This is a genomic window from Chryseobacterium echinoideorum, from assembly GCF_007474535.1.
Taxonomy (GTDB): Bacteria; Bacteroidota; Bacteroidia; order Flavobacteriales; family Weeksellaceae; genus Chryseobacterium; species Chryseobacterium echinoideorum.
On the sequence record NZ_VKNW01000004.1, the window covers coordinates 188,330 to 201,699 of the forward strand.

General features: G+C 35.2%; 17 protein-coding genes. 3 read left to right on the forward strand and 14 right to left on the reverse strand.

What is annotated here, in order from left to right:
- Positions 1–8: 8 nt before the first annotated feature.
- Positions 9–404 (reverse strand): methylmalonyl-CoA epimerase, encoded by a 396-nt coding sequence (mce, locus tag FOL89_RS06850; RefSeq protein ID WP_144282077.1) that lies wholly within the window; start codon positions 402–404, stop codon positions 9–11.
- A 145-nt stretch (positions 405–549) separates the two neighbouring features.
- Here mce and rbfA point away from each other — a divergent pair, with 145 nt between their 5' ends.
- Genes rbfA through FOL89_RS06865 form a run of 3 tightly spaced genes read left to right on the forward strand, consistent with a single transcriptional unit; the run spans position 550 to position 3,940 of the window.
- Positions 550–909 (forward strand): 30S ribosome-binding factor RbfA, encoded by a 360-nt coding sequence (gene rbfA / locus FOL89_RS06855; RefSeq protein WP_144282078.1) that lies wholly within the window; start codon positions 550–552, stop codon positions 907–909.
- A gap of 6 nt (positions 910–915) precedes the next feature.
- Complete coding sequence (locus FOL89_RS06860; RefSeq protein WP_144282079.1) at positions 916–2,121, forward strand: ABC transporter permease; 1,206 nt, start codon at positions 916–918, stop codon at positions 2,119–2,121.
- A gap of 49 nt (positions 2,122–2,170) precedes the next feature.
- Entirely contained in the window at positions 2,171–3,940 is a 1,770-nt protein-coding gene (locus FOL89_RS06865; protein WP_144282080.1) for an endonuclease, read from the forward strand.
- 126 nt (positions 3,941–4,066) lie between these two features.
- Here the strand turns inward: FOL89_RS06865 and FOL89_RS06870 are convergent, their stop codons facing one another.
- From FOL89_RS06870 to FOL89_RS06930, 13 genes are all read right to left on the reverse strand, one after another.
- Positions 4,067–4,984 carry an acyltransferase family protein gene (locus tag FOL89_RS06870; protein ID WP_144282081.1) on the reverse strand — a complete coding sequence of 306 codons (918 nt, stop codon included), beginning with the start codon at positions 4,982–4,984 and terminating at the stop codon, positions 4,067–4,069.
- 69 nt (positions 4,985–5,053) lie between these two features.
- Entirely contained in the window at positions 5,054–5,656 is a 603-nt protein-coding gene (locus FOL89_RS06875) for a TlpA family protein disulfide reductase (RefSeq protein ID WP_144282082.1), read from the reverse strand.
- Positions 5,657–5,660: 4 nt separating this feature from the next.
- Positions 5,661–6,374: a thioredoxin domain-containing protein gene (locus tag FOL89_RS06880; protein ID WP_144282083.1), complete on the reverse strand. Its 714-nt coding sequence runs from the start codon at positions 6,372–6,374 to the stop codon at positions 5,661–5,663.
- A gap of 1 nt (position 6,375) precedes the next feature.
- The gene (gene trxA / locus FOL89_RS06885; protein WP_144282084.1) at positions 6,376–6,672 is read right to left on the reverse strand and encodes a thioredoxin; all 297 of its coding nucleotides are present in this window, start codon (positions 6,670–6,672) and stop codon (positions 6,376–6,378) included.
- 10 nt (positions 6,673–6,682) lie between these two features.
- Positions 6,683–6,919 carry a hypothetical protein gene (locus FOL89_RS06890; RefSeq protein ID WP_144282085.1) on the reverse strand — a complete coding sequence of 79 codons (237 nt, stop codon included), beginning with the start codon at positions 6,917–6,919 and terminating at the stop codon, positions 6,683–6,685.
- A 28-nt stretch (positions 6,920–6,947) separates the two neighbouring features.
- Positions 6,948–7,430: a DUF6691 family protein gene (locus tag FOL89_RS06895; protein WP_144282086.1), complete on the reverse strand. Its 483-nt coding sequence runs from the start codon at positions 7,428–7,430 to the stop codon at positions 6,948–6,950.
- A gap of 9 nt (positions 7,431–7,439) precedes the next feature.
- Positions 7,440–8,003: a YeeE/YedE family protein gene (locus FOL89_RS06900; RefSeq protein WP_144282087.1), complete on the reverse strand. Its 564-nt coding sequence runs from the start codon at positions 8,001–8,003 to the stop codon at positions 7,440–7,442.
- A 319-nt stretch (positions 8,004–8,322) separates the two neighbouring features.
- Positions 8,323–9,735 (reverse strand): MBL fold metallo-hydrolase, encoded by a 1,413-nt coding sequence (locus tag FOL89_RS06905; protein ID WP_144282088.1) that lies wholly within the window; start codon positions 9,733–9,735, stop codon positions 8,323–8,325.
- A gap of 285 nt (positions 9,736–10,020) precedes the next feature.
- Positions 10,021–10,815, reverse strand: coding sequence for a sulfite exporter TauE/SafE family protein (locus FOL89_RS06910; RefSeq protein ID WP_144282089.1), 795 nt, complete (start codon positions 10,813–10,815; stop codon positions 10,021–10,023).
- A gap of 167 nt (positions 10,816–10,982) precedes the next feature.
- On the reverse strand, positions 10,983–11,615 hold the full coding sequence (locus FOL89_RS06915; RefSeq protein ID WP_144282090.1) for a Crp/Fnr family transcriptional regulator: 633 nt from the start codon (positions 11,613–11,615) through the stop codon (positions 10,983–10,985).
- A gap of 405 nt (positions 11,616–12,020) precedes the next feature.
- A complete protein-coding gene (locus FOL89_RS06920) occupies positions 12,021–12,572 on the reverse strand; it encodes a DUF1572 family protein (RefSeq protein WP_144282091.1) in 552 nt (183 codons plus the stop codon).
- Between the two features lie 12 nt (positions 12,573–12,584).
- The gene (locus FOL89_RS06925; protein WP_228444875.1) at positions 12,585–12,911 is read right to left on the reverse strand and encodes a hypothetical protein; all 327 of its coding nucleotides are present in this window, start codon (positions 12,909–12,911) and stop codon (positions 12,585–12,587) included.
- A gap of 51 nt (positions 12,912–12,962) precedes the next feature.
- The gene (locus FOL89_RS06930; RefSeq protein WP_144282092.1) at positions 12,963–13,355 is read right to left on the reverse strand and encodes a GNAT family N-acetyltransferase; all 393 of its coding nucleotides are present in this window, start codon (positions 13,353–13,355) and stop codon (positions 12,963–12,965) included.
- Between the last annotated feature and the right edge of the window lie 15 nt (positions 13,356–13,370).

Genomic DNA, 13,370 nt, shown 5'->3' on the forward strand with positions numbered 1-13,370 from the left:
ATTTTTTCTTACTTTTCTTGACAAAGTTCTACCAGCACTCCATTCGTAGATTTAGGATGCAGAAAGACAACTAATTTATTATCAGCACCTTCTTTAGGCTCTTCTGAAATAAATTGAAACCCTTCTTTTTTTAATCTTTTTATTTCTTCTGCGATATTTTCAACGCCAAATGCCAAATGATGAATACCCTCTCCTTTTTTGTCAATAAATTTTGAGATGGGACTTTCTTCTTTACTCGCTTCCAGAAGTTCAATTTTACTTTCACCTGTTTCGTAAAACGACGTAATTACGCCCTCCCTTTCTACCGTTTCCTTTTTGTAAGATTCTTTTCCTAAAAGTCTGGCAAAAAGTTCATCAGAAACTCCCAAAGATTTCACAGCAATACCAATATGCTCTAATTTCATACGTTATTTTATTTCTTTTAAATATTATTTATTATCACAGCCTCTTCTTCAAATAATGCTGATTAGATAAACTAAAATTTTATTATTATCTTATGCTTAATTTCAGCCGACCAATTCAAACAAAAGTACTAAATTTGCATAAATTATGGAAAGTAACAGACAAAGAAAAGTAGCACAGATTATTCAGGAAGATTTCGCAGAACTTTTCCGAAAGCAGTCATCAGAAAGTAAACAAAACATTCTTGTTTCTGTTTCTGATGTAAAAGTAACTCCTGATCTTGGGATTGCCAAAATTTATCTCAGTATTTTTCCGCAGGAATTTCGTAATGCTGTAATGAAAGAGATTGAAGAAAACAAAGCACAATACCGAAACTTTATTGGTCAGAAAATGGCAAAACAAGTTCGTATTATTCCACAATTGAATTTCTATCTTGATACAACATTGGATGATGTGGAGAGAATTGAGAAAGAGCTGCGTGGAGAAGGAGAAAACCCGGTTTTATAAGCTGCTTTGAAAAACATTGCCTTCTATATTGCCTCACGCTACCTTTTATCGAAAAAAGGAAGCACTGCTGTAACATTTATTACTTGGCTTGCTGCCGTGGCGATGAGTGTCGCAGTTGCTGCGATGTTTGTTATTATTTCTGTATTTTCAGGACTTGAAGATTTTAATAAAAATCTTATTTCGAATCTACATGCTGACCTTACCATCAAAAGTACATCAGGAAAAAGCATTAAAAATTTCAGCAAAATCAATGAAATTTTAAAGAACGAAAAAGAAATCACAAACTTCTCCAGAGTAATTGAGGAGAAAACTTACGTGAATTTTAACGGTAAAGGCGATATAGCTTATTTGCGCGGTGTAGACACCAATTACATCAAAGTAAACCCTGTTAACAAAAATATTTTCTACGGTAAATACCCTTCTTTCGAATATACCAACGAGGTTATTATGGAACACAGTCTCCAGAACAGGCTGGGAATAGCTATAGATTCCGACACTGATTTCGCCACTGTATTTATGCCTAAATCAGGAACGGGAATCATCAATAAAGAAGAAGATATTTATAATAAAAGAGAAATCATCGTTACTGGTATTTTTCCTGGAAATGAACAACTTAACAATTATATCATTGCTCCTGTTGAACTTACAGAAGAACTTCTAAATCTTCCGGAAAACTCAGCTTATCAAATAGTTATTAAATTAAAAAATCCTCAAAACGCAGATTCTGTAAAGCAAAAATTACTGAAAAAAATCGGAGGAAACATTGAAATCAAAACAAAAGAAGAAGAAAATGCAGCATTCTGGAAGATGATTAACACCGAAAAACTGTTTATCTATCTTATTTTTGCTCTGGTTATTTTCATTACGACTTTTAATCTTGCGGGAGCCATTATTATTCTTCAGCTGGATAAAAAAGAGCAGGCAAAATCGTTGATTTCGTTAGGATTTCCGCTGAGCCATCTTAGAATGACCTATTTCTATACCGGTCTTCTGATCGTTGTTACGGGGATCGTCACAGGATTACTTCTAGGAACAGCACTTTGCTATTTCCAGATTTATACCGAATTGTTTAAAGCCGTAGAAGATTTACCGTTTCCGGTGAAAATTGTTACAAAAAATTACTTTATTGTAGCGGCAATTGCTGCTCTATTTGGAGTTGTAATCTCATGGTTTTTTTCAAAAATAAGTAAAAGTTATATTATTAAAAATTAACATTTATATACTAAGAATATTCGTAAATTTGCCGTCCAATTAAAAAAAAATGAAGCAAATTTTTTATTCTTTTCTTTTAGGTCTGTTAGCAGTGGGTGCATCAGCTCAGGCTCCTGCTAATTATTACACCACAGCAACCGGGACAGGAGCTACTCTGAAAACCCAGTTGAAAAACATTATTACCGCAGGACATAATCCGGGTTCTTATAACGGCTTATGGACAGCTTATCAAACCACAGACCGTGATTATTACTACGAAAATGACGGAACAATTTTAGATATTTATTCTGAAAACCCTACTGCTGCAGATACCTACAATTATACTGTAGGAGCTAACCAATGCGGTAACTACAATAGCGAAGCCGATTGCTACAACAGAGAGCACATCGTTCCTCAAAGTTTGTTTAATGAAGCGTCACCGATGGTTTCTGATGTGCATTTTATACGTGCTACAGATGGTTATGTAAACAATATGAGGGGAAGTCTGCCTTTTGGGAAAGTAGGTGTTACCAATTACATTTCAAATAACGGATCAAAAAGAGGAAGCTCTGTTTCACCAGGTTATGCGGGCGTTGTTTTTGAACCTATTGATGAGTTTAAAGGAGATGTTGCCCGAATGATTTTCTATTTTGTGACCAGATATGAAACACAGTTATCTGGTTTCAGTTCAGGAAATATGCTTGGAAATTCTGCTTATCCGGGACTTCAGCAATGGCAGTTAGATCAATTGATGGCGTGGCATACTATGGATCCTGTTTCACCTGCTGAAGTTGGTCGAAATAATGCTTCCTATGCATATCAGGGAAACAGAAATCCTTATATTGACAATCCTAATTATGTCAATTTAGTTTGGGGAACCCCTACAACAGATACACAGGCTCCGACAGCTCCTTCGAATCTGATTGCAAACAACCCTACTTCAAGCACAATATCTCTTAGCTGGACAGCTTCTACCGATAATGTAGGCGTTACAGGCTATTCAATTTATGTAAACGGAATTTTAAATTCTACTGTTACGACAACATCTGCAACTATTCCAAACCTGAATCCGTCTACAACGTACAGTTTCTATATCATTGCTAAAGATGCAGCCGGAAATTCTTCCGTTCAGAGCAATACTGCCACAGAAACTACCCTTGCAGGAGGTGGCAGCGGAACTTGCGGTACAGAAGATTTTTCTAACATTCCTGCCACAAGCAATCCAACTTACAGTACACAGACCTGGACAAACAATAATATAACATGGACAGCCACGGATGCAAGAATTGACGAAACAATCAACGGAAAAGCAGTTACAATAAGAAACGGAAGTTTAACAAGTTCTTCAATTTTAGGCGGAATTCAAAATCTTACTGTTACAACACAGTTAAAATATTCCGGAACATCTGGAAATCTGAATGTATTGGTAAATGGTGTTTTGGTAGGAACAGTTCCTTACAGTACAGCGGTTACTACAACCACCATCAGCAACATTAATGTTTCAGGAAATATTGTGATAACATTGGTAAATCCAATAACAACCAACAGAGTAGCAATTGATGACCTTAGCTGGACATGTGCAACACTTTCTACCTCGGAAGTTTCAAGAGAAAAAGATTTTGTGGTCTATCCTAATCCTGTAAAAAATCAGGAGTTGTCTGTGAAAGGCGAAAATCTGACAAGCATTACAAAAGCTGAAATCTACGATCTCTCTGGAAAAATGATCAAAAGTATTGAAAATCCTTTCAGACATTCTAATAAAATCAATTTACACGGAATTGTAAAAGGGGTATATATTTTGAAAACAGAGCGTTTTTCTACTAAGTTTATTGTAGATTAATACATTAGTGAATACAAAAAAAGACCGGAATGATTGTTCCGGTCTTTTTTTATGGATGAGTGTTTCATTTTGTCGGGATTATTATATGAGTTTAAATTTCATTAAACAGGCTTCGATATTATTTAATTACAATAAATATTTGATTTTTTTATTGATTAAAACCAATCCTAAACTTACAGGAATAAGAACTGCAATAAAAACTAAAACTTTGCAAGATTCTATTTTTGAAAACCATTCAGATTTCATCAGAAAAGGATGTATAAAATAAATAGCTGTAGATAATGTTGCTAAAATTTTTGAACTGCTTTTGATATATTTTTCCTGTCCGTACAAAAACAGAACGGGACTTGCTAAAAAAAGCGACAGTAGAATATCGGTGCTTTCTTTACTGATTTTTTGATAGTTAAAATACGCTTCAGCAATTACCAAAGCACAAGAAAAAATCATCACGCCTGTAGAACTTTTGATTTGGGAAAGGTTTATTTTTTCTTTATGAATTAAAAAACCAATACTTAAAAACGGCAAACATACAAACAGAAAATTACGGTACATCAAGTAATTATTAAGTAAAGAGTCATTTTCCTTATCAAAATAATGAAGATTACCTAAGATCTGAACGACATAACCTATGAGAAATAAACCCAGAGCAATGCTCAACAAAATAGCAGAAGAGCATTTTCTTAAAAAATAAAGTATCATTCCTGAAAAAAAAGTTCCAACAAGATACCACAAATGATGATAACCGAAAATAAGAGTGAGGAAAACATTTTCGCTGCTTTTCCAGAAAGAATAATACACCGCCATCCATATAATGTACAGAACAATTGTTCTGAAAAGCCATTTTTTAAGCTTTTGTGTAGTATCAATATGAAGAAAATAAAATCCGGTAATAATTAAAAAAACAGGAACTGCAACCCTGAAAAGCCCGTTAACCAAAACATAGCTCAAGACCGGATTGCTTTCCTTAAGGAAATTCATATGCAGAAAGACAACAAAAAAAGCAAGAATAATTTTCAGTACATCTATTGATAAATTTCTACCCATATATTTGGAATAAATATCCGCAAATTTGCGAAAAATTATTCTATGGTTTATCTTTATTTTAGACCCCTTCTATTCATTCAGTAAATCATTGATTTGTTGATAAAAAGAATCTTTGCTGTAATCTGCCATTCCTGCATGGTGCATTCTTATTTTTCCGGACTTATCCAAAACAACAGTTGTCGGAAGCGAACCTCCAAAATATTCTTTCGGAATGTTTCCTGCAGGAATCAAAAACGGAATGCTAAGTTCTTCTTTTAAAAGATATTCTTTCCCTTTGGCTGTTTCATCATCAAGGTTCACGGTAAAAAATACCACATTTTCGTTTCCTTTGTATTGATTATAAAATTTCTGAATAGAAGGAAACTCTGCACGACAAGGCGGACACCACGATGCCCAAAAATTAATAAATACTACTTTGCCTTTTAGGTCGGAAATATTGATAATTTTACCCTTATCATCAATAACACTAAAGTTTTGTACAGAAACAGAATTATTTTCAGGTAAATTTCTTTCGCTTTTTCTTTCCTCTATCTTTGAATTGAGCAATCCCGTGGAAAGAATCTGGCGCATCAGCCAGGCTTTTGCGTCCGGACTTATCAGCAATATCAGAAACATTACAACTAAAAGCATGGTGCTCCAGTTTTTACGGAGCCATATTTTAAATTTTTCCAAATGTTTAATTGTTAATTTCTGATATTTGCTTTTTCACTTCTTCTTCACTCGCAAAACCGAGATTATCCCAAACTAGATCGTTATTTTTATATAGTTTAAGAACCGGAAGTGCAGAAACATTCAGCTCTTTACAAAGCTTGGTATTTTCATCAGCATTAATTCTTACAACTTTTACTTTATCGGGCATTTCAGCAGCCATTTTATTGAGATAAGGCTCCATTTTTTTGCACGGAGCGCACCATTCAGCGTAGAAATCTACCAAGACAGGTGTTTCATTTTTTAAAAGTTCGTTGTATTGTATAAGACTCATTCCGGCAGAAGTTGAAGCTTTGATTTCCGGAAGACCGGCGTTTCTCCATTTCATCATTCCACCCTGCATTTCATAAACATTTTCAAAACCCATTTCCTGAAGTTTGGCAGCCGCAGCCGTACTTCTGGGACCACTCATACAATATACGAAAACAGGTTTGTCTTTGTCGAGAGCTTTTGCTTTTTCACTGAAATCACCTGCATTCCAGTCAATATTCATTGCATTTTTCAGATGTCCGTTCCGAAATTCACCAGATGTTCTTACATCTACCAGCTGAACGTCTTTGGTCTTATTTAATTTTTCGGAAAATTCAGAAACAGAAAGACTGCTTTCATGTTTATTATTCTGTGCTTTACCACAGGCTGTAAGTATGATCAGAAAGAATGCAACGATGATATTTTTATACATATTAACTGTTTTGCTTGATTAATCTTTCCAATTCATCTGCCTGAAAAACACCGGACTGTTTCCATTTTACTTCTCCGTTTTTAAAAATCATTAGTGTCGGAACACTTCGAATACCGAACTGAGCTGCCACTGCCTGATTTTTATCAACATCAATTTTAATGATATTGGCTGTATCTCCTATTTTCTTTTTCAAATCCTGAAGAATGGGAGCCTGCATTTTGCATGGACCGCACCATTCTGCAAAAAAATCTACCAAAACAGGTTTGTCCTGACTTATTATTTCCTGAAACTTATTCATTGTATTGATTTTATTTGATTTCCTCATACTCTATTTCATCATTAGTTTTCTCTGAACTGCGTGTTGTCACAGAACAATTTCCTGCGGCACAACAACCGATATTCAATACAGACATCGCAACAAAAACTGCTCCAACTGCTATCAGAAACCATATTTCTGATTTTACTGCTTCTACCACAAGGAAGATTCCCATTGCCAAACGCAGCAACCTTACAAAGTTCCAATTTTTAAAGAGATTACGCATCATTTTAAAAAATATTTATTATAACTCTGATTTAATGCGGTAATTTATCCCTGAAATAACCGTAAACCCAGGTTCCAAAAATAGCACTGATTAAAGTAATCACAATCGCCAAAGCTCCGGTTCCGATCTGTGCAAAAAGGGGTCCCGGACAGGCTCCTGTAATTGCCCAACCAAAGCCAAAAATCAATCCGCCGTAAATTTGCCCTTTATTAAAGGTTTTCGGAGCAATAGAAATTTTTTCTCCGTAAATGGTTTTTATATTGAATTTTTTAATGATCAATACTGAGATCATCCCGGTAACCACCGCGCTTCCAATCACACCATACATAAAGAATGATTGCAGTCTGAACATTTCCTGAATCCTAAACCAGCTGATAATTTCCGCTTTTACGAATACAATTCCAAATAAAACTCCTACTATAAGATATTTTAAATGATGATACCATTGATGCTTAAGGTGACTTTCATTGGTGCAGATACTGTCTTGATGTCGTATGTCTTTTTCTTTTGTCATTTTATTAAATTAAAGTGAAAGAATAATTGGCAGAATCACATTCGCCATTAAAAAACCTCCTGCCATAAAGCATATTGTTGCAATAAGTGATGGTAACTGTAAATTAGACAATCCCATAATAGCATGTCCACTTGTACACCCGCCCGCATAACGTGTTCCGAAACCAACCAGGAATCCGCCAACAACCATTACAATGAAACCTTTTAAGGTAAAAAGACTGGTGAAATTCATCAGCTGTACCGGAACCAAATTGCTGTAGTCTGTAATTCCGTAGGTTGACAATTCGGTTCTCAGCTCTGGATTAACAGAAATTTCTCCCGGGTTGATTAAAAACTGAGAAGCGATTATTCCGCCTAATAAGATTCCGAAAACAAAAAATAAGTTCCATAATTCCTTTTTCCAGTCATATTTGAAAAATCCGATATTGGCAGGAACACAAGCGGCACAGATATGCCTGAGTGACGAGCTGATTCCGAAAGATTTATTTCCTAGAATCAGCAAAACCGGAACCGTAAGCCCGATCAAAGGACCTGCAACATACCACGGCCAAGGTTCTTTTATAATTTCTAACATTGATTATTATATTTAAACTATTTATATTCTTATTGTGATTGTCCGCTTTTAATCCTATTAAAAAATGTTTTAACACAAAGTCCACAAAGATTTTTACGATGATTTATTACGGATATTCAATTTTTATTAACTGTTTTATTTTAAGATGATATGCTTTGTTCCAATTTATAAATGGTCATTCTGAACATAAACTTTAGGATTATAAAATATAGGAAATATAAAACTAAACTAATTAGATCCTTCATTTCATAATGCTTGGCAAAATTTTATTCAGAATGACAAAAATTCAAATAACAAGTAAGATTCTTAATTTTTGAAACTACTTCAAAACTTTACTTTGGCAAACAAAATCACTTTTCGGAAGTCCTGTTTTAAAAATCTCATTGAAACCGCCTTCTATTTCGGTAAAATTTCTGTAACCTCTTGCCTGAAGAATACTTGCCGCCATCATACTTCTGTAACCTCCCGCACAATGCAGGTAAAAATGTTCTTCGGGGCTGATGTGATGTATCCAATCATTGATATAAGCTAAAGGTTTATTGTAGGCTTCATCTACGTGTTCTGCATTGTACTCGCTTTCTTTTCGGACATCAATAATTTTGACTTCTTTTCCTTTAATTTCATCTTCGAATTGCTGTGCTGAAATTCTTTTCACAGAATCGTATTCCTTTCCGCTATTCTTCCACGCTTTAAATCCGCCCTTTAAAAATCCGAGAACATTGTCGAATCCTACACGACTTAATCGGGTCACCGTTTCCTCTTCTTCATTTTCGTTGGTAATGAGAAGAATCGGCTGTTTTACATCCACAATCAAGGCTCCGACCCAAGGTGCAAAATCCCCATTCAAACCAATATTAATAGACTGCGGAATAAAACCTTTTGCAAAATCTTCATTATTTCTTACATCCAAAATCAAAGCTCCGGAATGTTCAGCCATTTCTTCAAACTCTTCGGGAGAAAGTGCCTGTAAACCTTTTGACAAAACCTCATCAAAACTATCGTAGCCTTTTTTATTCATTGCCACGTTCATTCCAAAGTAAGCAGGTGGCGGAAGAAGTCCGTCTGTAACAGCTTTGATGAAACTTTCCTTATCCTTCTGATTCAGCGCATAATTAGTTTTCTTTTGATTTCCCAATGAGTCTACTGTTTCTTTCTGCATATTTTTTCCGCAAGCTGACCCCGCTCCGTGAGCCGGATAAACGGTAATATCATCATCCAGAGGCAAAATCTTCTGATATAAACTATCGTACAGCAAACCAGCCAGTTCTTCCTGTGTCATATTTGCTGCTTTCTGTGCTAAATCAGGACGACCGACATCTCCTAAAAATAAAGTATCTCCGCTAAATAATGCTTTTTCTTTGCCATGTTCGTCAATAAGAAGAAAAGATGAGCTTTCCATCGTATGTCCGGGCGTATGAAGGACTTTTATCGTAACATTTCCTACTTCGAAAATTTGATTGTCTTCTGCAATGATGGCTTCAAATTCTGGTTTTGCGGTTGGTCCGTAGACAATAGGTGCTTTTGTTTTTCTGCTTAAATCCAAATGTCCGCTTACAAAATCTGCGTGAAAATGAGTTTCAAAAATATATTTAAGGGTAACATCATCTTTTTCCAGTCTTTCAATGTAGGGCTGAGTTTCTCTTAATGGATCTATAATAGCTGCTTCACCATTTGAAACGATATAATATGCACCTTGTGCAAGACATCCTGTATAAATCTGTTCTATTTTCATTTTTATGAATTTTAAATTTTAATTATTTTTTATTGATACAAATTTCTGAGTTTGAGATTTTGTGTACCGCTACTTTTGTTACATAAACAACTTTAATTTTTTTAATTGCAAATTCTGCTAATACTTAGAAAAAGAGTTGCTTGCCTTTATACTGATTCTTCTAGATGAATTTGATACTTTCTTTGAATAAATTTATCGCAGCCCGGCCTGAGTGGAGCTCTTTTTGTGAAGTGAAACGGAACAAAAAAGCGGGAACGGAGGACGGAAATAGCTGCCCAAAAAAATCTACAAGAAAATTTCTTTTATAATGATGTAAATTCCCATCAAAAGAATGAACCAGCCAAAAGCAGGCTTTAGCTTTTTCCCGTCAATTTTTTTGGATAATTTTGACCCGATGATGATCCCGACGATTGCAATTGATGAGATGGTAGCCAGTAACTTCCAGTCGATTTCCACATGATTCATAGAAGAGAAAAATCCGATAAGTGAATTGAGCGAGATGATGACAAGCGATGTCCCAATGGCAACTTTCATTGGAGTTTTGAGGAGATTGACAAGTGCGGGAATGATCATAAACCCGCCTCCTGCACCGACTAAGCCTGTTAAAACTCCGACAACCGAGCCCTCTCCTGCTGCCAAAAGTGTATTATTTTTGTGTAAGTTAAGTGACTCAACGGCACATTCTGTATTTTTCTGAATCATTTTATAGGAAGCCAAAATCATTAATCCCGCAAAAATCAGGAGAAGCAAAATATCTTTCGTCACCACAAAATCACTGACTGTGACTACTTTATCCGGAATTAAAGGTAAGATATAGTTGCGCGTAAGAAAAATGGAGATAATGGACGGAATTCCAAAAACGAGAGCCGTTTTGAAATTTACCAAGCCCTTTTTGAAGTAAGAAACTGAGCCGACCATACTGCTGATTCCGACAATAAAAAGTGAATATTCTGTTGCCAGAAATGCGTCTAATCCGAAAAGATAGACCAGAACGGGAACGGTAAGAATGCTTCCGCCACCGCCAATTAAGCCCAATGAAACTCCTATTAAAACCGATGCAATATATCCAAAAACTTCCATATTCTCAACTTTATGTTGCAAAATTGAACATATCGGAAAAGATGTACCGCTACTTTTGTTACAGAAGACAACTTAGCTATGAATTATTTTGGTGCAAAGAGCGCAAAGTTTTCTTTTTTTTAAAATTTTGTTGATTTTTAAGTTTGCAAAGCAGTGAGAAAAGGGTTTTACAGATCCTCTAAAATCGTAATCTTATTTCTTCCAAGCTGTAGTTTACCGGAATCCTCCAGCTGTTTCAAGAGTCGGGAAACAACAACTCTGGCTGTTCCAAGTTCGTTAGCAAGTTGTTCGTGGGTAATGACAATGGTTTTGGACTTAAGAATTTCAGATTTTTTATGGAGAAGATTCAGCAGTCTTTCATCTACTTTTTTAAAAGCAATGGCATTGATAATATCCAACAATTCTTCGAAGCGTTTGTGATACAGCCTGAAAATATAATCCAGCCATTCCGGATATTCTTTAATGAACAGAGATACTTTATCAACCGGCAAAAACAGAATCTCCGTATCCTCCTCTACTTCGGCTTTTACGATACTTTTTTCGTTGTGCATTCCGCCCAGAAAAGACATGATGCAGCTTTCTCCTGCCTTGATGTAATACAGAAGAATTTCACGCCCGTCTTCCTCAGTACGGATGACTTTCATCATCCCTTTCATCACAATCGGAATCGAGCGGATAGAAGAATTTTCATCCAAAATGATATCTCCTTCCTGATAGGTTTTCGTCACTCCGTATTTGTAAAGCTTCTCAACCAATTCAGGCGAAGAAGTAAATTCTGAAGTAAGTATGGATGGTTGCATGGTTTATATTAATGTATTAATTTAAAAAATTTATTTCCCGACTGCAGTTGTGATCATTGTTGTATGTTGCCAGTAAACCTCAATTTTCATCTAATTTTTTGGACTAAAATAGGGTTAAAATTCTAAAAAGGAAAGTTAAATTTTTAAATTAAAATGTTTTAATTCATCTATATCAATTCTTTGTTAGATTTACTAACTTACTAAGGCGAAAATTGTTTGATCAAAAATATTCTCTATGGATTCTATTGATAGTTTAGCTTCATTTCCTAATGTAACCAGATGTTTTGTGGTAACATTTCCACCGTATCCTTAAAAACTATGGTAGTCTCTCCCATCATTATACGTTAAGCAGTTGTTTGGAAAACAGATAATGATTGGGTTTACTTATAATCATAACAGAGTTCTTTATAAATCGTCAGTATAATGTCGTCTGTCTTTTTCCTGCGAAAATTTTTGGTTGTTATAATCTGCCGATTTGTTACGGGCAATGGATAAAGTATGCCAGTCTTCATTTTTCAGCATTTTGGCTACAAAAACCAACTGACCAATATGATACGGATAGTGAGCCAATTGGCGGTTGATGGCCTCAATTACAGTATGACCGTCATTTCGGATATAAATTATTCTCTCTAAATCTGCTTCCGTAAGTTGATTTAAAGCATTCATCAGGCAATCCCAACCATTATTCCAATGTATCATCAGTTCTTCTTTGTTTTGAAAAGGGTTGGTAAATTCCGCATCACGGTTTCGCCAGGACTTTTCTCCGTCTGCGGTCAGAAATTCGGTAAACCTCGACAACATATTTCCTGCAATATGATTGACCAGAATAGCAATACTGTTGCTTTCCTGGTTATACTGCCAAAATAATTGTTCTTCCTGTAATTGTTCCATTGCTTTTTCTCCAAGCATTTTGTAATACAGAAATTGTTTTTTGATACTTTCTAAATAGCTGTCCATTTTTTTAAGATTTTAATGTTCAAACTTATAATGTACCCTGACTTTACTTGCTTTTCTTTCATTGTTCAATTCCATATATTCTGCCGAAAATGAATTATTTACGCTTCGGTAAAACAAAACGGATGAATTAACTTCTTTGAGTTCGTGATAAAGCTCGAAATCCAGATTGGGGTATTTTTGCAGGGCTCTTGAAAAGTAATCTCTTAAATCTCTTTTGTTGGAAATTTTGCCTTCTGCGGTTATCCTATTTGCTGAATAATGGGCGAAACAAAATCTATATTTTCGCTGTAATGTTTCATTAGGGCTTCCAAGTTGTGACTGTTTCAGGCATTGGGTCATTCCTGTGTAAAATTGATTTTCATAATCTGAATATTTTTTACTATATTGAAATCAATCTGCATTGTATAAGTTATTATTTTTTATTTCCATCAATCTTTCCGGGTTTTCAGGAGATTGAAATCCAAACTGACGGTAAAGCGAGTGAGCATCTAATGTGGCTAATAGTGTTCTTCGCAAACCCTTTACAAAATCCAATTCCATAATGTATTTCATCATCATTTTTGATAATCCGTTACCTCTGTATTCTTTCAAAATATACACATCTGCCAAGTAACCAAAAGTGGCATAATCCGTTATCAAACGGGCAAAGCCAATTTGTTTTTCATCTTCAAATAATCCTATGCAAAAAGAATTTTTCAATGCGGCACTTACTGTTTCCAACGGAATACCTTTTGCCCAATAGCTTTCTGTACTTAAAAATTGATGAATGGCTTTGATATCCATGTTTTGAAAACCGTT